This window comes from Kribbella sp. CA-294648 (assembly GCF_050943845.1).
In the GTDB taxonomy this organism is placed as follows: Bacteria; Actinomycetota; Actinomycetes; order Propionibacteriales; family Kribbellaceae; genus Kribbella.
Genome location: NZ_CP191981.1, coordinates 4053682 through 4078641, shown reverse-complemented (window position 1 = coordinate 4078641; position 24960 = coordinate 4053682). Strand labels below are relative to the sequence as shown.

At 67.8% G+C, this 24960-nt stretch carries 22 protein-coding genes; 8 read left to right on the top strand and 14 right to left on the bottom strand.

The window, feature by feature from the left end:
• Genes ACQPYM_RS19390 through ACQPYM_RS19380 form a run of 3 tightly spaced genes read right to left on the bottom strand, consistent with a single transcriptional unit; the run spans window position 1 to window position 4370 of the window.
• Window positions 1–408: a MerR family transcriptional regulator gene (locus ACQPYM_RS19390; protein WP_433022589.1), complete on the bottom strand. Its 408-nt coding sequence runs from the start codon at window positions 406–408 to the stop codon at window positions 1–3.
• A gap of 42 nt (window positions 409–450) precedes the next feature.
• A complete protein-coding gene (locus tag ACQPYM_RS19385; RefSeq protein WP_433022588.1) occupies window positions 451–3225 on the bottom strand; it encodes an AAA family ATPase in 2775 nt (924 codons plus the stop codon).
• On the bottom strand, window positions 3222–4370 hold the full coding sequence (locus tag ACQPYM_RS19380) for a metallophosphoesterase family protein (protein WP_433022586.1): 1149 nt from the start codon (window positions 4368–4370) through the stop codon (window positions 3222–3224). Before ACQPYM_RS19380 ends, ACQPYM_RS19385 begins: the two co-directional genes overlap by 4 nt.
• 128 nt (window positions 4371–4498) lie before the next feature.
• Here ACQPYM_RS19380 and ACQPYM_RS19375 point away from each other — a divergent pair, with 128 nt between their 5' ends.
• Together ACQPYM_RS19375 and ACQPYM_RS19370 are read left to right on the top strand one after the other, a co-directional pair.
• The gene (locus tag ACQPYM_RS19375) at window positions 4499–5056 is read left to right on the top strand and encodes a GNAT family N-acetyltransferase (RefSeq protein WP_433022584.1); all 558 of its coding nucleotides are present in this window, start codon (window positions 4499–4501) and stop codon (window positions 5054–5056) included.
• 7 nt (window positions 5057–5063) lie between these two features.
• Complete coding sequence (locus tag ACQPYM_RS19370; RefSeq protein ID WP_433022582.1) at window positions 5064–5561, top strand: HAD family acid phosphatase; 498 nt, start codon at window positions 5064–5066, stop codon at window positions 5559–5561.
• A gap of 15 nt (window positions 5562–5576) precedes the next feature.
• Here ACQPYM_RS19370 and ACQPYM_RS19365 read toward each other — a convergent pair whose 3' ends face one another.
• The 8 genes from ACQPYM_RS19365 to ACQPYM_RS19330 all read right to left on the bottom strand — a co-directional run bounded on the left by ACQPYM_RS19365 (window position 5577) and on the right by ACQPYM_RS19330 (window position 13294).
• A complete protein-coding gene (locus tag ACQPYM_RS19365; RefSeq protein ID WP_433022580.1) occupies window positions 5577–7256 on the bottom strand; it encodes an ABC transporter substrate-binding protein in 1680 nt (559 codons plus the stop codon).
• Window positions 7253–8278, bottom strand: coding sequence for an ABC transporter ATP-binding protein (locus ACQPYM_RS19360; RefSeq protein WP_433022578.1), 1026 nt, complete (start codon window positions 8276–8278; stop codon window positions 7253–7255). Before ACQPYM_RS19360 ends, ACQPYM_RS19365 begins: the two co-directional genes overlap by 4 nt.
• Window positions 8275–9276 (bottom strand): ABC transporter ATP-binding protein, encoded by a 1002-nt coding sequence (locus ACQPYM_RS19355; RefSeq protein WP_433022576.1) that lies wholly within the window; start codon window positions 9274–9276, stop codon window positions 8275–8277. The genes ACQPYM_RS19360 and ACQPYM_RS19355 overlap by 4 nt, the downstream gene beginning before the upstream one ends.
• Window positions 9269–10267: an ABC transporter permease gene (locus tag ACQPYM_RS19350; RefSeq protein ID WP_433022574.1), complete on the bottom strand. Its 999-nt coding sequence runs from the start codon at window positions 10265–10267 to the stop codon at window positions 9269–9271. Before ACQPYM_RS19350 ends, ACQPYM_RS19355 begins: the two co-directional genes overlap by 8 nt.
• On the bottom strand, window positions 10267–11196 hold the full coding sequence (locus tag ACQPYM_RS19345; RefSeq protein WP_433022572.1) for an ABC transporter permease: 930 nt from the start codon (window positions 11194–11196) through the stop codon (window positions 10267–10269). Before ACQPYM_RS19345 ends, ACQPYM_RS19350 begins: the two co-directional genes overlap by 1 nt.
• Window positions 11197–11340: 144 nt before the next feature.
• Window positions 11341–12006, bottom strand: a complete 666-nt coding sequence (locus ACQPYM_RS19340) for a hypothetical protein (protein WP_433022570.1) — start codon at window positions 12004–12006, stop codon at window positions 11341–11343.
• Between the two features lie 59 nt (window positions 12007–12065).
• Window positions 12066–12749, bottom strand: a complete 684-nt coding sequence (locus ACQPYM_RS19335) for a hypothetical protein (protein ID WP_433022568.1) — start codon at window positions 12747–12749, stop codon at window positions 12066–12068.
• Window positions 12746–13294 carry an RNA polymerase sigma factor gene (locus ACQPYM_RS19330; RefSeq protein WP_433022566.1) on the bottom strand — a complete coding sequence of 183 codons (549 nt, stop codon included), beginning with the start codon at window positions 13292–13294 and terminating at the stop codon, window positions 12746–12748. The genes ACQPYM_RS19335 and ACQPYM_RS19330 overlap by 4 nt, the downstream gene beginning before the upstream one ends.
• Window positions 13295–13393: 99 nt before the next feature.
• Here ACQPYM_RS19330 and ACQPYM_RS19325 point away from each other — a divergent pair, with 99 nt between their 5' ends.
• Complete coding sequence (locus ACQPYM_RS19325) at window positions 13394–14911, top strand: TldD/PmbA family protein (protein ID WP_433022564.1); 1518 nt, start codon at window positions 13394–13396, stop codon at window positions 14909–14911.
• Window positions 14908–16317, top strand: a complete 1410-nt coding sequence (locus ACQPYM_RS19320; protein WP_433022562.1) for a metallopeptidase TldD-related protein — start codon at window positions 14908–14910, stop codon at window positions 16315–16317. Before ACQPYM_RS19325 ends, ACQPYM_RS19320 begins: the two co-directional genes overlap by 4 nt.
• Before the next feature lie 109 nt (window positions 16318–16426).
• Here ACQPYM_RS19320 and ACQPYM_RS19315 read toward each other — a convergent pair whose 3' ends face one another.
• Window positions 16427–16870: a DUF805 domain-containing protein gene (locus ACQPYM_RS19315; protein WP_433022560.1), complete on the bottom strand. Its 444-nt coding sequence runs from the start codon at window positions 16868–16870 to the stop codon at window positions 16427–16429.
• 149 nt (window positions 16871–17019) lie between these two features.
• On the bottom strand, window positions 17020–17688 hold the full coding sequence (locus ACQPYM_RS19310; RefSeq protein ID WP_433022558.1) for a class I SAM-dependent methyltransferase: 669 nt from the start codon (window positions 17686–17688) through the stop codon (window positions 17020–17022).
• Between the two features lie 358 nt (window positions 17689–18046).
• On the opposite strand from ACQPYM_RS19310, the gene ACQPYM_RS19305 reads away from it, so the two are divergent.
• The 3 genes from ACQPYM_RS19305 (at window position 18047) to ACQPYM_RS19295 (ending at window position 23381) form a co-directional block, all read left to right on the top strand.
• Window positions 18047–20104: an SCO7613 C-terminal domain-containing membrane protein gene (locus tag ACQPYM_RS19305; protein ID WP_433022556.1), complete on the top strand. Its 2058-nt coding sequence runs from the start codon at window positions 18047–18049 to the stop codon at window positions 20102–20104.
• A gap of 158 nt (window positions 20105–20262) precedes the next feature.
• Window positions 20263–21717 carry a PfkB family carbohydrate kinase gene (locus ACQPYM_RS19300; RefSeq protein ID WP_433022554.1) on the top strand — a complete coding sequence of 485 codons (1455 nt, stop codon included), beginning with the start codon at window positions 20263–20265 and terminating at the stop codon, window positions 21715–21717.
• An 80-nt stretch (window positions 21718–21797) separates the two neighbouring features.
• Complete coding sequence (locus ACQPYM_RS19295) at window positions 21798–23381, top strand: PfkB family carbohydrate kinase (protein WP_433022552.1); 1584 nt, start codon at window positions 21798–21800, stop codon at window positions 23379–23381.
• Here ACQPYM_RS19295 and ACQPYM_RS19290 read toward each other — a convergent pair.
• A complete protein-coding gene (locus tag ACQPYM_RS19290) occupies window positions 23358–24236 on the bottom strand; it encodes a hypothetical protein (protein ID WP_433022550.1) in 879 nt (292 codons plus the stop codon). The two genes, ACQPYM_RS19295 and ACQPYM_RS19290, sit on opposite strands and share 24 nt — an antisense overlap.
• Before the next feature lie 552 nt (window positions 24237–24788).
• Here ACQPYM_RS19290 and ACQPYM_RS19285 point away from each other — a divergent pair.
• Window positions 24789–24944, top strand: coding sequence for a hypothetical protein (locus tag ACQPYM_RS19285; RefSeq protein WP_433022548.1), 156 nt, complete (start codon window positions 24789–24791; stop codon window positions 24942–24944).
• Window positions 24945–24960: the final 16 nt, after the last annotated feature.

Here is a 24960-nt window from a genome sequence, read left to right as displayed (position 1 = left end):
TCAGTCGCGAGGTGGCGGGTCGACGCCGTCCTCCGCGGCCTGGTAGGCCGCGATCTTCCAGTCGATCACCTCGAGGTCGGCTTCCAGTTGCCGCAGATCCGCGATCACCTTCGCCCGGTGCTCCCGCAGCAACGCGAGCCGCCCGGCCCGGTCCCGGTCCCCCTCGCGCACGTGCTTGGTGAACCGCCGCACCTGCTCGATCGGCATCCCGGTCCGCCGCAACCGGATCAGCACGTCCAGCAACCCGATGCTGAGCTCGTCGAACCGCCGCCGCCCACCACCGTCCCGCGGCAACTCCCCCAGCAGCCCTTCGCGGTCGTAGTACCGCAAAGTGTCGATGGACAACCCGGACAACCGAGCCGCCTCACCGATCGTCACCCCACCGTCCGGCACCTGGATCGAGGTCATGCCTCTACCCAACTACCTGGACCCCACTCCAGGTCAAGCCGATCAGGACTCGAGTTTGAGGAAGGTGGCTCGGGGGACGTATTCGTAGCGGTCGGGCATGCAGGTGAGGATGATGACCTGGCCGTGGTCACCGGCGCGGCCGAGCAGGGTGCCCATGTCGCGGAGGCGGGCCTTGTCGGACCAGCCGAGGGCGTCGTCGAAGATGACCGGGACGCTGCCTTCGCCGGTGCTGACCAGGTGGCTGATCGCCAGCCGGGTGATGATCGCGAGCTGCTCCTGGGCGCCGGTCGAGAGTGCGTCGACGCGGAGCCGGGCGCCGTCGAGTTCGCGTTCGGCGACGGCCAGGTCGTCGTCCAGCCAGACCCGGAACGACGGTCCGTAGACGCTGCGGCCGAGCGCCTCGATCCTGGTCTGCAACGGCTCCGAGTACTTCGTCTGCGCCTCCGCGCGATGGCGGCCGAGGGTCTCATAGACCCGGCGAGCCGCATCGGCGCGACGCTTCAGGCTCTCGTGCTCGGAACGGATCGCGGCCAGATCCAGCTCGGCCGTGTCGCGCCGAGTCGCCAACCCGTCCCGCCCGGACTGCTCCAGCCGGCCCTCGGTCGTCCGCAGCGAGTCGCGCAGTACGTCGCGCTCGCCCTGCAGCCGGGTCGCGACAGCCAGCGCATCGGCCAACTCCCCAGCGACCTGGTCGGCCCCGGCAGCGTCGACCTGCTCCTGTACTGCGGTCAGCTCCTCGAGAACCGCCTCGACCTCAGCAGTCGCCTCGACCTCAGCCGCGTCAACCTCGTCGTCGGCCAGCACCGACCGCGCAGCCTCCAGCGCCTCGACGGCAGCAGCCAACCGCTCCCCCGCCAGCTCGGCGCGCGCCCGCGCCTGCTGTGCCTCCGACCGGTCCTCGTCCGCCGCCTTCCGCGCCTGAGCCGCCGCGAACTCCGCATCCGCCAGCAACCGCTCCGCCTCGGCCAGCCCGGACCGCGCGTTCTCCAGCCGCCGTTGCGCGACCGCGAGCTCGCCGACATCCATCGGCTCGGGGATCTCGAGGTCGGCGAAGTCGAAGGCGTTCTCGTCGGGCTCGAACTGCTCGAACAGCGACATCTGCCCAGGAACGTCCTCGACCGCGGCCTGCTTGGCCGGCGGCTCCTCGACCGGCTCGCCTTCGACGAACCCGAGCCGCGAGGTCAGCACAGCGATCCGCTCCGCGGGGTCGCCGCCGGACGTCAACGACCGCTCGGTACGCCGGGCCTCCTGCAACTCCGCCGACGCCAGATCGGCCTTGCGCAACAACTCCCGCGCGGCCGGCAGATCCTTGACCCGGGCCTTCTTCAGCAGCTCCTTCTCGCGCCGGACCGCCTCGTCCACAGCAGCCCGCAACGTCGCCGCCTCACCACCCGCACGCACCTTGACCTCGAGCAGCCCCGGTACGCCGACCACCAGCTCGCCGGACACCAGCAACTCCGCCGAGCCGTCCTCATCCAGCGACGCCGGCACCTTGCGACCGGACCCGGCATCCAGCCCGGTCCCCGACAACTCGACCGCCTCGCCACCAAGCCGCCGTACCGACACCTCCGGTACTCCGGCCGCCAGCGCCGCGCGGGCCTCGACGACCTTCGCGCGCGTGTCTTCCAGCGCGTTGACCAGCTCGTCGTCAACCAGAATCGCGTCGAGCACCGCCCCGGCCGCAGCGATCCGGCCGCGCACCTCGACCAGCTCGGCCTGCTGACCGAGCAACCGATCGAGCTCGGCCCGATCCATCAGCGACGAGACGAGCCGCTCCACGTCCTGTACTTCGGCCCGCCGCTCGTCCCGGAGCTCGAAGACCTCCGCGAGCGCGGCCTCGGCCGCATGCACGGTCTCCGCCGCCTTCCGCGCGACCTTGTCCGCTTCCTTCCACCGCTCGGCCAGTTCGCCGTCGGCCTTGGTGAACCGCTCGACCTCGGCCAGCAGGCGCCCGCGCTCGAGCCTGGTGCGCGTGTGGTTCTCCAACCGGGCGCGCGCGGTCTCGGCACGGCTCCGGATCGAATCGCGCCGGAGCAGGATCTCGTCGGTCGCCTTCTTCCGCTCGCGCAACTCCTCGACGGTCAGCAGGTGCTCGTCCAGCCGGGCCGACAGATCGGCCAGGTCGAGAGCGAGCCGCTCGGCGCGGCGGATGTCGGCGACCACTTCGTCCATCGCCTTGAGCGCCTGCTCGGCCGCGAGCTCGGCGTCCGCGACGTGCTTCGCCGACCTGGCGAAGTCGCCGGTCGGGCGGCCACCACGGGTCCAGTAGCGCAGGTACTCGTGCTCCACGGCGCTGACCAACGGCATCGAGGCGCCGTCGACCGGCGTACCGGATTCCGCGGTCACCGCGGTGATCAGGGGCTCGGCGTCGGCCGGGGTCGGCAGGACCAGCGACTGCCCCTGGCCGACCATCAAGGTCTGCCACAAGACCGGATCGACGTTCTCGGCGAACAGCCGCTCGGCCTCGTTGTGCGCCTCGCGCCCGGTCCAGGTCTGCCGCCGGCCGGCCGGATCGACGACCGACAACTCGGTGGAGCGGTTCTTCAGCCAGCGCTTGGTGTAGGTCAGCTCGCGCCCGCCCAGGGTCAGCTCGACGGTCACCTCAGGTGCGACGTCCTGGCCGACCGGCTGGATGTCGCGGATCCGGGTCGACTTGGAGTCGTCGGGGAAGTCGAAGACCAGCGCGAACGCCTCGACCAGGCTGGACTTGCCGACCTCGTTGTCGCCGACGATGACTGTGGTACCGATTGCAGGCAGGTCGACCGTACGGTCCTTGACGCCACGGAAGTTCCGCAGCGTCAGTCGATGCAGCCTCATCCCGCGTCCCGCGCCAGCCGGTGCATCAGCGTGAGGGCCGCGCCCGCGCCCTCGTCACCGCCGGCCAGCGCCTGTCGCAACTCCTCCATCGCGGCCCGTGCGGGACCGCTCAACTGCAACGCGTCCAGGTCCGCCGCGTCGGGCGCCGGCCGGACAGTCCAGAACTTCGCCCACCGCTCGACACTGGCGAACACCTCGCCCTGCGCGTCCACCATCGCGTCCAACCGGCTCAGCAGCGGCAACGGGAGCGACCCGTCGGCGGCAAGCCGGACGTAGGTCCGCTCCTTCTCCGGCAGTTCGGCGAAGAAGTCCTCCAGCGCGGTCAGCGACTCCTCGTCGTACAGCTCCGCGTGGTGCTCGACCATGTGCCAGGCGCCGACCCGGATCGGCTCGACCTCGATCGTCGCCGGCTTCTTGCCCGTGGCCGGCCCCAACGTCACCTTCAGCACGTTGCCCGGATGCGTCTCCTCGGGCGCGGTGACCTCCTGCGTCCCGGAGAACCAGATCCGCTCGGTCACCTCGGTGGTCGAGTGCCGATCGCCCAGCCCGACGTAGTGCAGCCGCCCGTCGGCCACCGCTGCTTCGAGCGCCGCCTGGTCGATGGTCGGTACGTCGGACATCCCACCGCTGAGGCTGGTCAGTTGCCCGTGCGCGAGCAGGATCCGCGTCGTGCCGGCAGGCGCGGGTTTCAGCTCGGCGTACCCGGGAGCGGCCGGGTCGGAGACCGGCCGGCGTGAGCGCCAGGGCGCGCCGACGATCTCGACGCCCGGCACGATCTCGAACGGCCTGCTGTCGGTCACCACGATCACGTGGTCCGGCGCGTGGCCGGACCACTGCGCGGACGACCAGAGCGAGCCGGGCTCGAGGGCGTCGTGGTTGCCCGGCAGCAGCACCACCGGTACCTCGATCCGCTTCAGTGCCTCGCAGGCCCGCAGGATGGTCTGCCGCTCGACCTGGTTGTGCTCGAACACGTCCCCGGTGACGACCACGAAGGCCGCGCCGGTGTCCTTGGCGACGTCCCCGATCCGCATGACGGCGTCCAGCCGCGCCTGAGCCCACCGAGCCTGACCGTCCGGCCCCAGGAACCGGCGCATCATGCCCAGCTGCCAGTCCGAGCTGTGCAGAAAGGTGATCGAGTCGTTCATCGCGTTGAGAACGCTAACCCGCCCCACTCGGCTGCGCCCAATCAACACACCCACAACCCCCGGAGTGCCCGCCATCCGAACACCGAAATCGGGTTGAAGCGGCGGTAACCGGCCGCGAGGATCACTGTATGGACACCTACCTCGAGACGGAGCGGCTCGTGCTGCGGCGGTTCACGGCCGGGGATGCCGAGCTGCTGGTGGAGCTCGACTCCGATCCCGAGGTGATGCGGTACATCACCGGTGAGCCGACGCCGCGGGACGAGATCGTGCAGTTGGTGCTGCCGGAGATCCTCGCGCAGTACGCGACGCATCCCGGGCTCGGCACCTTCGCCGCGTACGAGAAGGCGAGCGGGCAGTTCCTCGGCTGGTTCGGGCTGAAGCCGACCGGCGAGGCGGGCACGGTCGACGTCGGGTACCGGCTGAACCGGTCGGCCTGGGGCAAGGGCTATGCGACCGAGGGCACCCGCGCGCTGATCGACAAGGCGTTCGGCGAGCTCGGGCTGGCGCGGGTGATCGCCGACACGATGGCGGTCAACACGAAGTCCCGCCGGGTGATGGTCAAGTCCGGGCTGCGGTTCGTCCGGGTCTTCCACGAGCACTTCGACGACCCGCTGCCGGGCACGGAGTACGGCGAGGTCGAGTACGCGATCGACCGCGGTACCTGGCAGGCTGCCGCCCTGAGATGATGCCGTGGTGCCTGACGACCAACGCCCGTACGCCGTACTGGACATCGACGCGACGCTGTCCGACACCAGCCGGCGGATCAAGTTCCTGAATCGCAAGCCGAAGGACTGGGACTCGTTCTTCGCGCACGCCAAGGACGATGCCGTGCTCGAGGAAGGTCTCGCGGTGGCCACGACGCTGGCCGCGGACCACGAGATCGTCTACCTGACCGGCCGGCCCGAGCGGCTGCGGCGGGACACGGTGAAGTGGTTCGAGGACAACGGCTTCCCCGAGGGCAAGCTGCTGATGCGCGGCAACAACGACCGGCGCCCGTCAGCGGTGATGAAGCTGGCCCGGCTCCGGACGCTCGCGCAGCAGCGGCGGGTCGCAGTACTGGTGGACGACGACGTGAAGGTCTGCGACGCGGCCGAGAAGGCCGGTTATCCGGTGATGAGGGCCGACTGGGGACTCGATGCCGAGACCCAGCCGGCCCTCTTCGAAGCTCAGGAGAAGGAAGGCCGCACCTGAGCTACCGGCCCTGGGCTACTTGCTGAGACCCATGATCAGCGTGTTCGGGTACGGCGGGTATGCGGGCAGGTAGAAGTTCTGCACCTTCGAGCCGTGCAGGAACGCGTTGCGGGCGTAGATGAGCGGGACCAGCGGCGCGTCGGCCATGATCTGCTTGTCCAGCGCGCCCCACATCCCGGCGGCCCTGGCCCGGTCCTGCTCGGCCGTCGCCGCGTTGATCGCGGTGTCGACGGCCGGGTTGGAGTAGCGGGACATGTTGTAGCCGCCGTTGCCGATCTCCGAGGTCGCGAACAGCGGCTGGATGTTGCCGAGTGCGCTCGGGAAGTCCGCCTGCCAGCTCGAGACGGTCAGGTCGTAGTCGCCCTTGGCGCCGGTGACCAGCTCGGTCCACGGCTCGTTGGCCAGCGGCTTGAGGGTGACGGTGATCCCGGCCCGCTTCAGGCCCTGCTGGATCGCCTGGGCGACCGCCGACCCGGTGGGCTGGTCGGTGTCGACGGCCAGGACCAGGCTCAGGTTGCTGACGCCGGCCGCGGCCAGCATGGACTTCGCCTTCTCCGGGTCACCCGCGGGCGGAGCCTCGTACTGGTCGTACTTGCTGTAGCCCTCGATGCCGGGGGTGATCAGCGTGGTGGCGATCTCGCCACCGAACTCCGGGCCGCCCTCGGCGACCTGGACGGCCTGCTTGTCGACGGCGTACTGGATCGCCTTGCGGACGGCCGGGTTCGACAGGGCCGGGCGCTTGTTGTTCATCGCCAGGTACTGCAGCGCGCCGGACGGCGAGGTGGCGACCCGCGCCTTGACCGCCGGGTTGCCCGACACGGTCGGGATCAGCGCGGCCGGGACCGACGTACCGGTGGTGGCGGCGAACTTGTCGTCACCGGAGTCCGCGATCAGCCGCTGGTTGACGACATCGGCCTGCAGGCCCATGGTGAACACGATCGAGTCCGGCAGACCGGTCCGGGCCGGGTCGGTCGCCTTGTCCCAGGAAGGGTTGCGCTCCAGCTCGAGCTTCGAGCCGGGCGCGTACGACTTGACCTGGTAGGGGCCGCTGGCAACGGGTTTCTCGCCGTAGTGCGCCGGGTCGGTGTCGGCCTTCTTCGGGACCGGCGAGAACGCGGGCATGCTGACGATCCAGGGCCAGTCGCCGAACGGCTTGTTCAGCTTGAAGACGATGGTCGTGTCGTCGGGCGTCTCGACCGAGGCGAGGGAGCCACCCTTGTACGGACCGGTGTACTTGTCGCCGCCGACCAGCAGCGACTTGTGGTACCCGAGGCCGCCGCTCAGTTCCGGAGCGAAGGACCGCTCGATGCCGTACTTGATGTCGGCGGCAACGATCGGCGAACCGTCGGCGTACTTGAGGCCGGGCTTCAGCTTGTACGTCCAGGTCTTACCGCCGTCGCTGACCTGGCCGGTGTCGGTGGCGAGGTCGGGGACCAGTTCGGCCGCCTTGCCGGGCGCGGTCTTCCACGAGGTCAGGCCGCGCAGGATCAGGTGGATCGAGCTCGTCCCGAGGTTCTGGCTCTTGGCCGGGTCGAAGCTGATTTCCTTGCTGGTGGTGAGTATCTGGAGCGTGCCGCCCTGCTCGGCGACCGCGGTGCCGCCACCGCTGGGAGCGGACTTGTCATTGGCGTTGCAAGCAGTAACCGCCAAAGCCAGCGAGGCCACAACGGCAACCGCTCGGGTAATGCGTTTCATAGTGTCCTCTCAGACAGTGGGGGGCTCGAGAGTTCCAGGGAGGCAGGCGGTTCGGGGAAGTAGCACGCGGCTTTGTGGTCGGTGCCGCCGCCGACGGGCTCCAGTACCGGCCGGGTCGTCGCGCAGACGTCCTCGGCCTTGTAACAGCGGGTCCGGAACGGGCAGCCGGACGGCGGGTCGATCGGCGTCGGCACGTCACCGGTCAAGACGATCCGGTCGCGCACCGCACCAGGCTCCGGCACCGGTACTGCGGACAGCAGCGCGCGCGTGTAGGGATGAGCCGGCGACGAGTAGACCTCGGCGGCCGGCCCTTCCTCCACGATCGTGCCGAGGTACATCACCGCGAGCCGGTCGGCCACCTGGCGAACCACGGCCAGGTCGTGGGCAACCAGTACATAGGACAGGCCGAGCTCGTCGCGCAGATCGGCCAGCAGATTCAGCACCTGCGCCTGGACCGAGACGTCGAGCGCCGAGACCGGCTCGTCGCAGACCAGCAGATCGGGCTTCACGGCAAGGGCTCTCGCGATACCGATCCGCTGACGCTGACCGCCGGAGAACTCATGCGGGTACCGCTCCAGGTGTTCCGCGGACAGGCCGACCTGGGTGAGCAGCTCGACCAGTTGGGCACGGGTCGGTTTGATGCCCTGCGCACGAAATGGCGTGGTGAGGATCGTGCCGACGGCCTGACGCGGATTGAGCGAGGCCTGCGGGTCCTGGAAGACCATCTGGATCTTGCGGCGGACCGGCCGGAGCCGACGACCGCGCAGCTTGGTGACGTCCTGGCCGGCGATGAAGACCTTGCCGGCCGTGGGATCGAGGAGTCGCGTGGAGAGCCGGGCAAGCGTTGACTTGCCGGAGCCCGATTCGCCCACCAGGCCGACGGTTTCGCCGCGGCGTACGACGAAATCGACGTCGTCGACGGCCTTCACCGACTGCGATCGCTGCCAGGGCACCGTGCCCAGGCCGAAGTACTTCTTCACCCCGTCCAGCCGGAGCAGCTCGTCCGTTGACGTCTCGGTCATGGCGCGACCTCCGGCCGGCGGCCGAGATGGCAGGCGGCCTCGTGGTTGCCTTCACCAGGTCTCGGCGTGAGCTCTGGGCGCTCGGTGATGCAGCGCTCCCCCACGCGTTCGGTGTAGGCGCAACGCGGCTGGAACGGGCAGCCGGTCTTGACCGATCCGGGCGACGGCGGACTGCCGGGGATCGTGGTCAGCCGGTGCCGCGGCGGTACGTCGACCCGCGGCATCGCGCCGAGCAACCCGAGACTGTAGGGATGGGCCGCGCGATAGAACAGGTCCTTCACCGAACCACGCTCGGCCGCACGACCGGCGTACATGACCAGTACGTCGTCCGCCACCTCCGCGACGACTCCGAGGTCGTGCGAGATCAGCACCAGCGCGGTCCCGAACTCCGTCTGGACGTCCTCGAGCAGCCGCATGATCTGCGCCTGGACGGTGACATCCAGGGCAGTCGTCGGCTCGTCCGCGATCAGGACCTTCGGGTCGTTCACCAAAGCCATAGCAATCACGACCCGCTGCCGCATTCCCCCGGAGAACTCGTGCGGGTAGTCCTTCGCCCGCTGGGCCGCCCCGGGGATGCCGACCAGGTCGAGCATCCGGACGGCGCGCTGGAAGGCTTCCTTCTTGGAGACGTCGTGGTGCAGCCGGTACGCCTCGGCGACCTGCCAGCCGACGGTGTAGTACGGATTGAGCGCGGAGAGCGCGTCCTGGAAGACCAGCGCGATGTCGTTGCCCCGGATCTTGCGCAGCTCCTCGCCGGGCAGGCCGACCAGCTCGCGACCGCCCAGCAGCACCTCGCCCTTGACCTCGGCGTTGCTGGGCAGCAGGCCCATCACCGCGGCCGACGACACGCTCTTGCCCGAACCGGACTCGCCGACGATCGCCAGCGTCTTGCCCGGCGCGACGGCGAAGTCGATCCCGGCCACGGCCGGCACCAGACCGCCTTCGGTCCGGAAGGTGACGTGCAGGTCGTGCACCTCGAGGACGGGTTGGTCAGCCATGGGTCACCCTCGGGTCCAGTACGCCGTGCAGCAGGTCAACCACCAGATTCGCCATGATCACCAGGAACGCCGAGAACAACGTCACACCGACCACGACCGCGACGTCGAGCTGGCCGACGCCGCTGATCAGCAACTCGCCGAGTCCCTGCATGCTGAACACCTTCTCGGTGATGATCGCCCCGCCGAGCAGGGTGCCGAGATCGAGCCCGAAGATCGTCACGATCGGGACCAGCACCCCGCGCAGCCCGTGGACCAGCACCACCCGCCGCTCACCGGCGCCCTTGGCTCGCGCGGTGGTCACGTGGTCGAGATTCATCTCTTCCAGCATCTGCGCCCTGGTCAGCCGGATGTACGACGCCGACGAGAGCGCGGCGAGCACCAGCCAAGGCGTGATCAGATGCCAGGCCCAGTCGATCGGGCTCTCCGAGAACGGCACGTAGCCGTTGACCGGCACCATGTTGAGCCAGAACCCGAACACCAGGATGGCCAGCAGCCCGACCAGGAACGACGGTGCCGAGACCCCCACCAGCGCCGCACCGACGGCCAGCCGGTCGAACAACTTGCCACGCTTGAGGGCTGCCCCGACGCCGAGCGAAACACCGACGACGAGCCAGATCACCGCGGCACCGAGCGCGATCGACGCGGTGATCGGCAGCCGGTCGAGAATCAGCGTGGTGACCGGCCGGGCCAGCGGGAACGAGTACCCGAAGCAAGGCGCATTGCACTGCACCGCCGCGGCGCCCTCGCCATAGGTTCGGCCGGCGACGATGCCGCGCAGGAACGCGAAGTACTGCTGGATCGTGCTCTGGTCGAGCTGCATGAAGTGCCGCGCCTGCTCCAACCGGTCCGGAGTACAGGGTTTGCCGCAGGCGAGCCGGGCGGGATCGGCCGGCAGCGCGTAGAAGATCAGGTAGACCGCGAAGCTGAGCGCGAGCAGCACCAGCAAGGTCGCGAACAGCCGGCGGATCAGGAACCAGACGAGATCAGGCATCAGTTCGCCCTCCGCAGCCGCACGTCGAACGCATCCCGTACTCCGTCGCCCAGCAAGGTGAATCCCAGCACGGCGAGGAACAGCATCGCGCCCGGGAACAACAGGAACCACGGGTCAGCACCCGTGTAGACCCAGGCGATCGAGTCCGAGATCGACCGCCCGAGACTCGGTGTCGGCGGTGGTACTCCGACGCCCAGGAACGACAGCGCCGCCTCCAGCCCGATGTAGCCCGGAATCGCCATGGTGGCGACCACGAGCACCGGTCCGAGGAGATTCGGCAGCAGCTCTCGAACGATCACGTGCCAGCCGCTGGAGCCGACGCTGCGGGCCGCTTCGACGAACTCGCGGGTGACCAGCGACCTGGCCTGGTTGCGGATCAGCCGGGCCAGACCGGCCCAGCCGAACACGCTGATCACCAGGATGAGCAGCAACCAGCGCGGGAAGCCGGCCGGCACAATGATGCCCAGGGCAATCATGAAGACGAGCTGCGGGAAGCCGAACAGAAAGTCCAGCAGCCGCGACACGACCGCGTCGTACCAGCCACCGAAGTACGCCGCGCTGATCCCGACCAGGGTGCCGACGACCGTGGTCACCACCGTGCAGACCGCGGCGATGAACAACGAGGTGCGAAGACCGAGGACGACGATCGAGAACAGGTCCCGGCCGGTCAGTGGCTCGACCCCGAACCAGTGGTCGGCGCTGACCCCACCGGCCACACCCTGCGGCGCGTTGCCGCGGGCGGGGTCGAGCAGATTGATGTTGTAGGTATAGGCGTCCTGACCGGCCAGCCTGACCAGCAACGGCGCGGCGGCCGCCACCACGACCAGCCCGATCACCAGCCAGGCCCCCACCCGCGCACTCCGGTCCCGCCGGACGCGACGCAGAGCCTGACGGGTCGGCGAGACGGCCGCGGGGACCGAGGAACTCACGTGCACTCCTGACAACGATGGACTGAGACGCCAGCCGAACGACGGTAGGCCAGAGTCTCCCACCATCCAGCTCACATCTTGGATGATGAGAATGTCAGTCCACGCACAAGGGTTTGCCCGCGGGTCCTTTCAGAGCGCGGCGAGTTACTCCTCGTCGATCAGTTGCCAGTTGCGGCGGGGCAGGTAGCGAAGCGCCAGATAGGCGGCGGCTGCGCCCAGCAGGAACCCGGGGATCGACCAGCGCCACCCGAGCAGCGGCTTCTCCTCGATCTTCAGAGCGGTGACCGGCGTGTCACCCGCGACCGCCACGTCCGGCGATGTCTCCGGTACGGCGGGCGCGGTGGTCGGTGGCGCGGTGGTCGGCTGGCGGCCGGTCTTCGGTTTGCCATGAAGCAGGTCGAGGGAGACCAGCAGTTTGATCAGCTGGACGCCGTCGGTGGGGCGGTGCCAGACCGGTGTGCCGTTCAGCCCGTCGGTGCCGTTCACGTCCACGACGGTCGCGATCCACGGCCCGCCCGGCGCGTCCGGATAGATCACGTCGCTCCGCCACGGCGTCTCGTCGTGGATGAGCCAGGTCGCCTTGATGGCCGGCCCGATGGCGTGTTCCCCGCCTTCCGGTGCCGCTGGAGTGTCGAGCAGTCGCTGCAGCTGCTCGTAGGCCTTGTCCTGGTAGCCGGTGGCAGCCAGTTTGCCCACCTCCGGCGCACTCAGCAGCACGCTGGTCGGCCCACCGGCCTGAGCCGGCAGCACGCCGACCCCGACGATGCCCAGCACGATCAGCAAGACGGTACGGCGTACCCAGTGCCTCATGGCGGTCTCCTGTCCTTCGACTACCTCTGGTACACCGCCGCCGGCGTGCTGGTTCCCGGTTACTTGGTCAAGTCGACCGCTCGCGCCTTGTCCGGCACGCCTTCGAGGCGGAAAGTCACGCCGTTCCGTACCCAGACGAGCGTCGGCCCGGCGACTCTGACTCGCTGCTCGTCACCGGTCGTTTTCAGCAGCACGAGTTCATGCGGCGTACTGAACCAGTACGCGTCAGCCGCCGGCAGGTACTCCAGCTCCGAGTAGTACTTCTTCAGGTACATCGGCGACAGCTCCGCCTGGAACTGCTCCAGCCGTACGCCGGCCGGCCGCCAACTCATGGCCACGAAACCAGGTGTGGCCTCTATCCCCGTCGGCGTCCCCAGAGCAGCTGGGACGACCGGTGTGAAGCCGGCAACCTTCGACGCTTCAGCCATAGTCAGCTGGCCCGCAACCGTCGGCGGAGGAGGTGCACTGGACGGCCCGCTGGGGACCTGCACCGCCCCCACTCCCCCGATGTTGAGCCACTCAGCCACGGCAGCACGCACTGGCGGCGCAACCAGAGCACCCGCCAGCAGCAGAGCCACCAGCGCCAGCAACGCGCGCCACTTCTCCTTGACGGCTGCGGCGAAGGTACGGCGTACGGGAGGCTCTGCAACTCGCTCGAGCACCTTGGCGGCCACCCCGTCGGCGACAGGTGGCACGGCAGCACTGCGGCCGAGTGCGCGGAGTTCATCCTCCAACGAGCTCATCGCTGCACCTCCTTGTCCGGCAGCTGCGCCCGCAAGCGCCCCAACGCCCGATGCAACCGCGACTTGACCGTGCCCCGCGGCCAGCCCAACACAGTGGCTGTCTCCTGCTCATCCAGCTCCAGCAGATAGCGACAGGTCACCACCAGCCGGTACTGGTCAGGTAGCGCCTGTACTGCGGCCAGCAGCTCGGCCCTCCGCTCATTGGACAAGGCCTGGTCGGCCGGATCGAGCACTACGTCGTGCAACACCGCCGACTCTTCCCGACGCGCCCGGCGACCGCGCGAGCGCAGGACATTGCGGGTCTCGTTGGCCACGATGCGCAGCAACCAGGGCCGGAAGGCCGCGTCCTCCCGGAAGGTGTCCAGCGCCCGGTACGCCTTGACGAACGACTCCTGGACGACGTCGTCGGCGTCCGCACCGGCCCCCAGGAAGACGGCCGCCCGCTTCGCTACCGGGGCGTGCAGCATCACCAGCTCGCCGTACGCGGCAGTCTCCCCACCCCGCACCCGAGCCAGCACCGCCGCCTCGTCACCTGCGCTGATCACGCCTCCCGTCCGCTTCCACACTGTCTCTACACCACGGACATCCTTCTGGTTCCACAAATCTTCTGGGGTGTGGGGGTCGGCTGCCATAAGGTCGAGGTTGTGCCAGAAGTCGATGCTTCCTTCCTAGACCTTCCCCGTCACGAACTGGCCGGTGCTGCCTTGCAGCGGGCCAAGGATCTCGGGGCCACCTTCGCCGAGTTCCGGCTCGAGCGCATCCGGTCGGAGTCGATCACGCTCCGGGACGCCGTGCTGGAGAGCGCGAGCGACGACGAGGATCTCGGGCTCGCCGTCCGGGTGATCCACGACGGCACCTGGGGGTTCGCCGCCGGTGTCGCGCTGACGACCGACGAGGCGGTCCGCGTCGCCGAACAGGCCGTCCATATGGCTCAGGTGTCGCGGCCGATCAACTCCGAGCCGATCGAGCTCGCGGACGAGCCCGTCTACGACGACGTCAGCTGGATCTCGTCGTACGAGGTCGACCCGTTCACCGTGCCGCGGTCGGAGAAGGTCGCGCTGCTCACCGACTACAGCAACCGGCTGCTCCAGGCGGACGGCGTCTCGCACGTGACCGCGCACGTCGACTCGGTCCACGAGTGCAAGTTCTATGCGAACTCCGAAGGCACCTCCGCCACGCAGCAGCGGGTCCGGATCGGCCCGGACATCCAGGCGGTCGCAGTGGACGCCGAGACCGGCCGGTTCGACTCCATGGCGAGCTGTGCGCCACCGGTCGGCCGTGGCTGGGAGTACCTGACCGGCACCGGCTGGAACTGGGATGAGGAGCTCGCCCAGATCCCCGGCTGGCTGGCCGAGAAGATGAGTGCGCCGAGCGTCGAGGCCGGGACGTACGACGTGGTGATCGACCCGAGCAACCTGTGGCTCACCATTCACGAGTCGATCGGCCACGCGACCGAGCTGGACCGCGCCCTCGGGTACGAGGCCAACTACGCCGGTACGAGCTTCGCCACCATCGACAAGCTGGGCAACCTGCGGTACGGCTCCCCCATCATGCACGTCACCGGCGACCGTACTGCGGCGCACGGCCTGTCCACTGTCGGGTACGACGACGAGGGCGTTGCCGGTCAGCAGTGGGACCTGGTCAAGGACGGCATCCTGGTCGGCTACCAGGTCGACCGCCGGATGGCGAAGGTGAACGAGGACCTGCTCGGCACGGCCCGCTCCAACGGCTGCGCGTACGCCGACTCCGCCGGGCACATCCCCATCCAGCGGATGGCCAACGTGTCGCTGCAACCCGCTCCGGACGGCCCGTCGACCGAGGAGCTGATCAGCCAGGTGAAGAACGGCATCTACATCGTCGGCGACAAGTCCTGGTCGATCGACATGCAGCGGTACAACTTCCAGTTCACCGGGCAGCGGTTCTACAAGATCACCGACGGCAAGCTGGCCGGGCAGCTGCGCGACGTCGCCTACCAGGCGACCACGACCGACTTCTGGGGCTCCATGGAAGCAGTGGGCGGCCCCCAGACGTACGAGCTGCACGGCGCCCTCAACTGCGGCAAGGCCCAGCCCGGCCAGAGTGGCGCGGTCAGCCACGGTTGCCCGTCCGCACTGTTCCGTGACGTCCGCATTCTCAACACCACGCAGGAGGCCGGCCGGTGACGACCGCCATTCAGCTCAGCCCGCAGGACACCATCGAGCGCGGCCTGGACCTGGCCGCGGCCGCAGGGGCGTCGGGGTGCGTAGTACTGGTCGCTGAGACCTCCAGTGCCAACCTGCGCTGGGCCAACAACACCCTGACCACCAACGGCGCCATGCGCGGCTCCACAGTGACCGTGATCGCCACTGTCGGCGCAGGCGAGGGTACTGCGGCCGGTGTGGTCGGTCGCTCGTCCACGACCGAGTCCAGCCTCGGGGAGCTCGTGTCGGCGGCTGTAGCGGCCGCACGCGAGTCCAGCCCTGCAGAGGACGCACGGCCGCTGGTGGACGGCGCTGTCAGCCCAGACTGGGACGCAGAGCCGGACGAGACCTCCGTCAACGTGTACGGCGACTTCGCACCCGCACTCGGCGAGGCACTCCGCAAGGCCGGCAAGGAGAACCGCTGGCTCTACGGCTTCGCCGACCACGAGGTCGTCACCCTGTACGTCGGGTCGTCCACCGGACTCCGGTTGCGCCAGAGCCTGCCTCGCGGCTTCGTCTCGGCAACGGGCAAGGCAGGCGACCTGAGCCAGTCGGCCTGGGTCGGAGCGGCCACTCGCGACTTCAGCGACATCGACCCGCTGGCGATCGACACCGAACTCAACCGCCGGCTCGGATGGGCCACCCGGACCGTGTCGGTCGACGCGGGCCGGCACCCGACAGTGCTCCCGCCTGCTGCGGTGGCTGACCTCGTGACCTTCCTGTACTGGCGTCTGGAGGGCCGCGACGCGTACGAAGGCCGCAGCGTCTTCTCCAAGCCGTCCGGCGGGACCCGGATCGGTGACGTCCTGTCTCCGCATCCGGTCGGCCTGCGCTCCGACCCGAACCTGTCCGGGCTGGAGACCTTCCCGTTCGCCGTGGCCAGATCGTCAGGCGGCTCGTCAAGCGTCTTCGACAACGGCCTCACCCTCAGCGCGACCGACTGGATCCGCGGCGGCAAACTCGAGAACCTGATGCAGAGCCGCTTCACCGCCGACCTGACCGGCGCGGCCGCGGTGACCCCGTCGATCGACAACTACGTGCTCTCCGTCGACGGCGCGACCGGTACGACGGACGACCTGGTCGCGGGGCTGGACCACGGTCTCCTGCTCACCTGCCTGTGGTACATCCGCGTGGTCGACCCGCAGACCCTGCTGCTGACCGGCCTGACCCGCGACGGCGTCTACCTGGTCGAGGGTGGCGAGGTCACCGGCGCGGTGAACAACTTCCGGTTCAACGAGAGCCCGGTCGACCTGCTGGCCCGCTTCACGGCGGCCGGCGCCACGGTCCCGTCGTTCTCCCGCGAGTGGGGCGACGACTTCTCCCGTACTGCGACCCCGCCGCTGCTGGTGCCCGACTTCAACATGTCCAGCGTCAGCCAAGCCTCCTGATCAACACGAAGGCCCGGCGCCCCGTAGTACGGGGTGCCGGGCCTTCGTCAACCCAGACGACTCGCGAGCCGGCGTCTCTCAACCAGGTTCGCGGATCAGCAGGCGTCGATCAGACCTGCGGGCCGCCCTGCGGCGCCGGCGGGTAACCCGGGTAGCCCGGCTCGCCGGTACCGCCCGCGGCACCGAAGCGCTCGGCGGCCTTCGGGTCCGGACCGTACTGGTTGTCGCCGGCGTTGCCCTCCTGCGCGTAGAACACGATGAGGACGATCCAGCCGATCACGATGGCGAAGATCAGCAGCAGCCACCACGCGGAGCGGTTGGTGTCGTGCAGGCGCCGGGCGGCGACCGCGAGCGACGGGATCAGGATGGCGAGGCTGAAGATGCTGCCCAGCAGACCGGAGCCGGTGTCGTTCGTGGTGCCGAGGGCCCGGTCGATGATGCTGATGACGATGCTGATGAGCCAGCTGAACAGCACGAACATCCAGAATTCTTTACGCCGGGCCCGGCCACTGAACTGCGCGTACTTCTTGAGGGGATCCAGAAACCAATGCATGTGGTGACTCCATAGCTTGAAGGTGAGACGCGGACCGAGCCTGTCGGAACACACCGGGTTCGTCAATGCAACATTTCGCTTTGGTGACCACACCGCAACACGGCACGCCGCACAGTTAGAGCCGGCTTCAGGTTGGCGGTGTGGGATTTTCAGGTTGGCGGCAAGGGTTTCGCCTGAGTGACCCGCCACAGGGTGCGGCCGTCCTCGGTGTACGCGTCGGCGCCGCCGAGCTCCCAGCGGTCGGCCAGTTCGTGCACCAGGTCGAGGTCGAAGAACCGGCCGGCGAACCCGTCCTTGGCGTACAGACCGTCGCCGATCTCCTGGCAGCTGCCGAAACGGCTGTCATCGGTCGACCACACCGTGTAGACGAAAAGCCCACCCGGCCGCAGCACCCGGCGGATCTCGTTGACCAGGGCCCGTAGTTCGGTCCGTGAGAAGGCCATGTTCAGCACGACGTTGGCGTACACCGCGCCGACGGTCGCGTCGGCCGGCGGCAGCGGGTCGCGGACGTCGTGCAGCGCGGCGGTGACGCGATCGTCCAGTCCCTCGCGCTGCGCTTCGAGCCGCAGCCGGTCGAGCGCCGCCTCGCTGAAGTCGGTGGCATGGACGCTGAACCCCTGCCTGGCAAGGTAGAACGCGTCCCGTCCCTGCCCGGCGCCCAGCTCCAGCACATCATCGATGCCTGCGGCACCGAACAGCTTGGCCGTCCAGCGGGCTGCCGCCGACGGTGCCGAGCCGTGCAGGCTCGGATCCTGTGCGTACGCCGCCTGCCACCGCTCTTGCTGAGCCCTTGCGAGCTCCACGTATCCAGTCTTCATCTTGCTCCCCGTGTTCGCCTCGCCGCTCTGATCAACCGGCAGACCCGCAGCAGCCTACGCGACGAATTGAGTAGACGTACTCAAGCGTGCACCCGTTCCACCTGGCGATAGTGAGCTTGACCATCGAGGAGGCCGCCAGATGAACGCCCACCCCACCCACTTCCAGTGCCCTGTCTGCCGCACCCCACTGCAGTTGGACGTCCGCCTGACCCCCCAGCCTCAACCATTCCGGCAACCCACAACTGCAGCCGCCTCGGCCACACGCCCGATGCCCGCACCGCCTCCACCCGCAGCGCCTGTGGCAGCACAACCGCTGCCCGCAGCGTCCGTCGCGACACCACCGCTGCCTGCAGCTCCCGTGACGACATCGCCGCTGCCCACAGCGCGCTTGGCCACTCCAGCGTTGCCGCCGCGCTCCTTCGCCCCGGCCACGCAGCCAACGCGCCCGCCAGCACCGCCGACGCCTGCGCGGCCTGCTGCGGCAGCCCCGACGCCCAAGCGCGCAGCGTCGCCCACCTACCAAAGCTCCCTGCGCCAATCGGCACCGCCGAAACCCAAGCAGCCCCGCAGGCGTCTGAGCCCGCAGGCGACACTTCTCAGCCTCGGTGTCCTGCTCCTGCTCGCCGCCGGCGTCACCTTCCTCGCCGTCAACTGGGACAGCCTCTCGATCCCGGTCCAGGCTTCGATCATCGCCACGCTGGCCGCACTCTCCCTGGCCGGTTCCGTCCCGGCCGCGCGCCACAAACTGACCGGGACAGCCGAAGCGCTCGCCATCCTCGGCATCGGTCTGCTCGCCGTCGACCTGTACGGCGCCCACGCGCTCGGCCTCACCCCCGCCCGGGCCGTCGACGGCCTCGTCTACGTCGGCCTCGCCGCCGCACTAGTTGCCGCGGCCAACCTTCTGATGTCACGCATCGCACCCACAGTTGTCACGTACGGTGTCGCCACCGTCATCATCGGCCAATTCGCGTTGCCGTTCATCATGGCCGGCCAGACCGGACTGGCGCTCTTCTTGTTCGGCCTGTTGCTCCAGGTGACGATCACCGTGTACTGGTCCACCGAGGGAACGAAGGCCGTCCGCGTCACCGGCGCCATCTGCGCGGCCCTGGTGTTCTGGGCCCTGATGATCACCGGCACGGTCCGCATCTACCTCAGTCTCGCTGCCCACTACTCAGCCCAGGCCCGCGCGGACTTCGGCGACTTCTTCGACGGCTCCCTGACAGCGCTCCCTCCGGTCCTGTTCACCACCGTCGTCATCGTCCTGGCCGCGGCGACCGGCATCTTCCTGCTCCGCAAGTTCGCACTCCCCCGCGCCCTACCACCAGCACTCGGCGAATCCACCTGTACTGCGGCCGCCGCCTTCGCGGTGGCAGCATGTCTGCCTCAGCTCCCCACTGTCGGCCGCTGGCTGGACACCGCCCTCGCCACAGCCCTGGCACTCGTCGTGCTGCTGATGGCCCAGCGGACCGGCGTACGGGCTGCTATGGCCTGGACCGCGGCCGGAGTCGTTGCCATGGTCAACCTCTTGTTCTGCCTCCTCGTTGCGGACGTCGTCCAGCTCGGCCTGATCTCCGCGATCGCCGCCGGACTGGCCGTCATCGCCGTCTGGCGCAAGCGGCTGAACCGACTGCCGGGTTCGATCACCGCGAGCCTCGCTGCCCAACTGGCGGTAGTCCTGCTGACCTACGACGACGTCTTCAACCTCTGGACCGGCGGCATCCTGCTCTCAGTCGTCGGTGCCGTCTCCATCACCGTCGCGTGCCTGATAACGGAGCCGCCTTTGGAGCGCTGGCTACTCGGATGCGCGGCCGCCGCGGCCGTACTGGCCGGAGTCTTCGCGGTACTGGAAGGCAGCACCAGCCTCTTCGGCGCCACCCTCACCATCACCGCCGCCCCCTTGGTTGCCTACGGCATGCGCCCAGCACGCCGGCAGGCCCACCTCACGGCCGTGCTACTGCTCGCCATCGCCAACACCGCCTTCGCCCTAGGCGCCGGCGCGACCACCATTGAATGGTTCACCCTGCCACCAGCAGCCGTCATGCTCGCGGCCGGCATCTACAGCTGGCGCGACCAGTCAAGCTGGATCTTCCTGGGCCCCGGCCTCCTACTCGGCTTGGTCCCCTCAGCACTAATTGCCAACAGCAACGACGACTACCTCCGCACCACTTTCGTAGTAGCAGCCGCCGTAACCATCATCCTGATCGGCACCCACTACGCCTTACAGGCCCCCTTCATCATCGGCGCCGGCGTCCTCCAAAAAATCGCCCTCTGGCAACTCCTCGAAGTAGCCCCGCTCATCCCCCGCTGGATCACCCTAGCCACCGCCGGCCTAATCCTCCTCACCGTCGGAGCCACCTACGAACGCCGCCTACAAAACGCCAAACAAGCAGCCCGCTGGCTAACCGCCCTCCGCTGACCGGCAATCCGACAGGCCGAGCGGTGTCACTGCGCAGAGTTCTTGCGCATACTGGAAATTCCGGACAGCGGCGACGCGGGGGGCGTATGGAAGACCAACACGACCCGCCTGAGTCATCGCAAAGCCAGATCCTCACGCATACCTTGCTGAAGCTCAGAATGCACGAGGGCCTGACTCCCGCCCGCCTGCAACGAGACCACCGCAACTCCGCACCACTCCTCAACCTGCCCGCAGTCCAGCAGTTGGCAGCAGCCGATCACACAGACCCGTCCGAGGCGGCACTGGAAATCGTGCGCCAATGCGTCCACTCCCTCGACGACCCCACCCATCGCCTGGTCGCCGACGCTGTCCTTGCCCTCCGCCTGTTCTCGGACGACTACCGGGCATCCGGCATCCCGGAGCGAACGATTCGCGACCTCGAATCCGACGGCCTCGGACGCCGGCGTACCGCGCTGCTGCGCGACTGGCAACGATTACATACCGCCCTCGGATCGGCAGCCGACTCCCCACCCGCCGACCGCACGCTCCGCGAAACAATCGAACTCCGCGTCCTCAGCCACCTCGCCGCCAAACTGGCCGAACTCGGCGACCGCCCTCCGTCCGTGCCGCCGCAGCCGGCTGCGCGGACCACGGTTCCGCACCCCGCAGGTCCCAGGCACTTCAATCAAGTGCTTGTGATCGGCGGCGCGGTGATGGACGCCATCTTCCGCACCAAGCGAATCCCCGGCCACGAAACCTCCGGCCGGGCCTACGACTTCAGCCTTTCCCCCGGCGGCAAAGGGCTCACCCAAGCCGTCGCAGCCGCACGGCTCGGCTTGGACGTGGCGTTGGTAGCGGCCCTCTGCGACGACCAGTTCGGCGACCAGATCATCGACCACCTGCAGGCTGCGAACGTCGACATCTCCCTGATCAAACGAGTCCCCTCGGCCCGGACTCCATTCACCGGGGTCTTCGAGCAGGGCGAGGGCGACAGCACCGCCCTGATCTGGCGCAACGAGGAGGAGGTCAGCCTCGACCCACGCGACATCGTCGAACTGACCCCGAACCTGGTGAACTGCGAGGCGCTCCTACTCACCTTCGAGATTCCCCGCGAATCAGTCCAGCAAGCTCTCGCTGTGGCCCACACCGATCCACGGTCGAGGCCGCTGACCATCGTGACTCCCGGCCAGCCCTACGTGGACGAAGAGCTCTCCCGGCCCTCTCTCCGGATGATCGACTTCATGGTCGCCCACGCCTGGGAGCTTGAACAGTACGAACCGGCCAGGATGACTCACTTCGACCCTGACCGGGTCGGACAACACGTCCTGTCCCGAGGCGTCGAGACTCTCTGCCTCCTCCGCAACAACGGCGGCTCGATCTATTCGGATACCAAATCCCTGCCGGGCACCTTCCGCCTGCCGACGTTCGGATCACCTTCCAGAGAATCGTCCAGAGCAAGAGACGTCTTCTGCGCGGCCCTCGCGACCAAACTCCTCGAACACGACCGAACCCTCACCCCCGAGGTAGCCAAATGGGCCACCGCCGCCATGGCCTGCACCACCGACCCCCTGGGCCGGCCGGTCCAACTCCCCGACCGCTTTCGCGTCGACCAGCAACTGGCTGCCCTTAGTTAGAAAACGACTCGCGGCATTACTGTTCCCCGGCGCGGAGATGCAACGATTGTGACCACACATAACGGAGGAGGGTTCAACGGGTGGCGGAGCGCAATGACGAATGGGAACCGCCGAGTGCGCTGGTGCTGACTCACGTCCTGCAAAAGATGCGAGCGCGGGGTGGGCTCACCATCGCCCGGCTGAACGATGATCCTGGTCGTATCGCTGCTCCGCTGTTGCAGCTTCATGCCAGTCAGCGTTTCGCCAATGTGCACAAGGTCGATCTCCCCGCTGCTGCCTACGGAGTCGTCTCCCAATGTGTTCTGGAGACAATCGATGGGACCCATCGGATCGTGGCCGACGCAATCCTCGCGCTCGGGCTGTTCTCCGAGCAGTATCTGGCTCACGGCATCGAGGAGCGAGTCGTTCAGGCCTTGCGCGCCGATTCCCTCGGTACGCGCCGCGGTGCACTGCTGGGCAATTGGGTTCGTCTGCACGATGCGCTGGGTCTGCCGGCCGCCGAAGCACCTAGCGATCGCACCCTGCGTGGCACGACCGAGCGCGAGGTGCTGGACGAACTAGCTCGGCAGCTGATCCGACGAGAGGTGAACTCGGTCGGATCGCAAAGCGTGTCCACGCCGACATCAGTTCACGCCCGCACCAACAGCTCGGCCGGACCGCGAGGACGCGTGATCGTTGTCGGTGGCGCGGTCATGGACGCTACCTTCCGCACCAAGTCGCTACCGCAGAACGAGACGTCCAGTGAGGCCTACAGTTTCGACCTGTCCCCTGGGGGCAAAGGCGTCTCGCAGGCAGTCGCAGCCGCTCGTCTTGGCTTGGATGTCTCGCTGATCGCCGCGGTGGCCGACGACCGCTTCGGGCACGGAATCATCGACTATCTCCGCGGCGAGCGGGTGAACACATCGCTGCTCAAGATAGTCCGCCAGGCCCGCACACCGTTTACCGGCATCATCGAGATGGAGCTGGGTGACAGCATCGCCGTGAACTGGCGGAACCAGACGGAGATCAGGCTCGAGGTTCGCGACGTAGAGGGCATGCTGCAGGAGCTGACCACCTGTGATGCGGTCCTGGTGACTTTCGAAATTCCTCGGGAGACGGTACAGCGGACCCTGGAACTGGTGCATTCCGTCGATCATGACCGTCCATTGGTGATCGTCACCCCAGGACAGCCGTATCCGGACGACGACATCTCGCGCCATTCACTGGCCCAGATCGATTACATGGTGGCGCACGCCTGGGAGCTCGGACGCTACTCCCCGCCTGGCCAAGACAGGTTCGACCCAGATCCAGTGGCCCGGAATCTTCTGGCCTACGGGGTGGAAACTCTCTGCATCCCCGGCAACGGCGGGTGCACGATCTACTCCAACACCGAACTCGAGACCTTCAGCGTCCCCAGCTTTCCTTCGATCTACAAGGAGTCGTCAGCGGCTCGCGACGCCTTCTGCGCCGCGCTCGCGGCCCAACTGATCGACGGCGGAGGCGTCTTCTCCGAACAGCGAGCCATGTGGGCGACGGCAGCCATGGCGTGCGCGACCGCCGACTTCCCACTCTCCAACTCGATGCCCGACCGCGGCCGAGTCGAATCTCTGCTCAGTCGCTCACGCTTCATCGTGAGACCGCAGGCGACTGGTGACCGCGACTCAGCGATGCAACCGCCGCTGTAGCTCCGGTGGAACGAACTCCGTCGTACCTGTGACCCGGCAGCAGAAAATCATCGAGTCGAGCAGGCGAGCCCTACTCTGCTGAAACTCTCCGCCGTGCATGGCTCCCAACTCCGCCACATTGGTTGTGTCGAATTGTGCACGCAACTGACGCGGGCTCACATAGCGGTTCCGATAGTACATGTACGGCCGAGCCTTGATGGTCATCCATCGTTGCCAGTTCGCAGCAAGATAACTGGAACCGGTGAATCCAAGGTTAGGGTCCACAGCCGTCGTAAGTAACTGAACGTCGGACCTGCGTCGCCGCATATCACTACGCACCCTGGCCAGCAGATACGAAATAGCATTGGGGGGCGCGACGTCGAACGAGTAGACGCGGGATATGTCCCACACCCCCGCCATCGGTACCTTGAACTGGGTGGCGATCTGACGTCCGACACGACGCCACTCCAGCGGAGACACGCTGCACAGACTGATCGGCTGGCCGTAGACGGGATCAACCAAGGCGTAGTTCAAGGCGCCGGGACGAGCGTTTCGCAAGTAGTGCAGGTGCGTGAAGACCGCCTCGGCATCGGCGCCGCTGTAGTCCGCGACGAATCGCAGGTCCTGCAACTCGAAGACTCCGGCCGGCACCAGACGCTCCACTTTTGCCTGATCCGACAACAGTTCATCCGCACTCCTGGCAATCTCCGCCCCCACCTGTCGCCGCGTCAACCGTCCGCCGAACCCGGCGACGCGTGGCAGATGCAGCAAGGCTCGCACTGCGAGCGCTCGCGGCTCAACCCCCCGCCGTCGGGCAGCCTCCTTGACCAGTCGGCCGAACTCGGAGGAAGGGTCACGGCAGTCGTCGAGCGACAAGTTCGCACTCGGAGTGGCCGTGCGGGGCGACGTCATAGTTGCGAGGGGCATCTGATCGGTTGCCTGACGCTGCTGCGTTGCCGGCGCGATCGCCAGCTGTGTGGAATTGCCACTCACTCAGAGCGCCTGCCCGTCCGTTCATTACTGCGATCAACAGTGTCAACCAAAGCGGCCAGGCACTGGCCAGTGCTCACTTCTACAAGCTCCGAGCCCTGCGCACCCCCGCGACACGCCGGCTTGTTAAACCCGAGACCTCATGACCTTCAAGTAACGATCCAGCAGAGAGAGGGTCACGACACCGTTCGAGCTGCCAATTGGCAACTGCCTCGGCCACTTGGCAACGTCCCCCACGGAACTTGCTGTGGCATGACGGAATTCAGGCAATTCCCCCGCGAAACCTGGCGTTCCGGCATACACCAATACTTCGCATTGACACCCTTTTGACCTGTCGTTCACTGGAATCAACGCAAAACAGACGGGGCACCGGGCCAATCTAGCTCAGTACCGGTGAAAAGCAAGTACTTGTCGTACGCGAATCGGAGGGATCCTCTCATGCCGCAGAATGACATTCTGGTGACGCTCGTCGTACTGGCCACCGCGGTGCTTCTCATCTCGTTCTGGAGGCAGATCCTCTTCATCCTTCTGTTCGGGGTGATCGTGGTCTTCTGCTTCGGCCTCTACAGCGTCGCCGCAGCCGTTCAGCACTGATCCGACGACCCGCCCG

Excerpts from the sequence above, each read along its gene's own strand:
- ACQPYM_RS19310 (WP_433022558.1), bottom strand. The coding sequence starts at position 17,688 with ATGAAGACTGGATACGTGGAGCTCGCAAGGGCTCAGCAAGAGCGGTGG.
- ACQPYM_RS19390 (WP_433022589.1), bottom strand. The coding sequence starts at position 408 with ATGACCTCGATCCAGGTGCCGGACGGTGGGGTGACGATCGGTGAGGCG.
- ACQPYM_RS19285 (WP_433022548.1), top strand. The coding sequence starts at position 24,789 with ATGCCGCAGAATGACATTCTGGTGACGCTCGTCGTACTGGCCACCGCG.
- ACQPYM_RS19335 (WP_433022568.1), bottom strand. The coding sequence starts at position 12,749 with ATGAGCTCGTTGGAGGATGAACTCCGCGCACTCGGCCGCAGTGCTGCC.
- ACQPYM_RS19300 (WP_433022554.1), top strand. The coding sequence starts at position 20,263 with ATGCACGAGGGCCTGACTCCCGCCCGCCTGCAACGAGACCACCGCAAC.
- ACQPYM_RS19380 (WP_433022586.1), bottom strand. The coding sequence starts at position 4,370 with ATGAACGACTCGATCACCTTTCTGCACAGCTCGGACTGGCAGCTGGGC.
- ACQPYM_RS19360 (WP_433022578.1), bottom strand. The coding sequence starts at position 8,278 with ATGACCGAGACGTCAACGGACGAGCTGCTCCGGCTGGACGGGGTGAAG.
- ACQPYM_RS19340 (WP_433022570.1), bottom strand. The coding sequence starts at position 12,006 with ATGAGGCACTGGGTACGCCGTACCGTCTTGCTGATCGTGCTGGGCATC.
- ACQPYM_RS19315 (WP_433022560.1), bottom strand. The coding sequence starts at position 16,870 with ATGCATTGGTTTCTGGATCCCCTCAAGAAGTACGCGCAGTTCAGTGGC.
- ACQPYM_RS19375 (WP_433022584.1), top strand. The coding sequence starts at position 4,499 with ATGGACACCTACCTCGAGACGGAGCGGCTCGTGCTGCGGCGGTTCACG.
- ACQPYM_RS19350 (WP_433022574.1), bottom strand. The coding sequence starts at position 10,267 with ATGCCTGATCTCGTCTGGTTCCTGATCCGCCGGCTGTTCGCGACCTTG.
- ACQPYM_RS19355 (WP_433022576.1), bottom strand. The coding sequence starts at position 9,276 with ATGGCTGACCAACCCGTCCTCGAGGTGCACGACCTGCACGTCACCTTC.
- ACQPYM_RS19385 (WP_433022588.1), bottom strand. The coding sequence starts at position 3,225 with ATGAGGCTGCATCGACTGACGCTGCGGAACTTCCGTGGCGTCAAGGAC.
- ACQPYM_RS19365 (WP_433022580.1), bottom strand. The coding sequence starts at position 7,256 with ATGAAACGCATTACCCGAGCGGTTGCCGTTGTGGCCTCGCTGGCTTTG.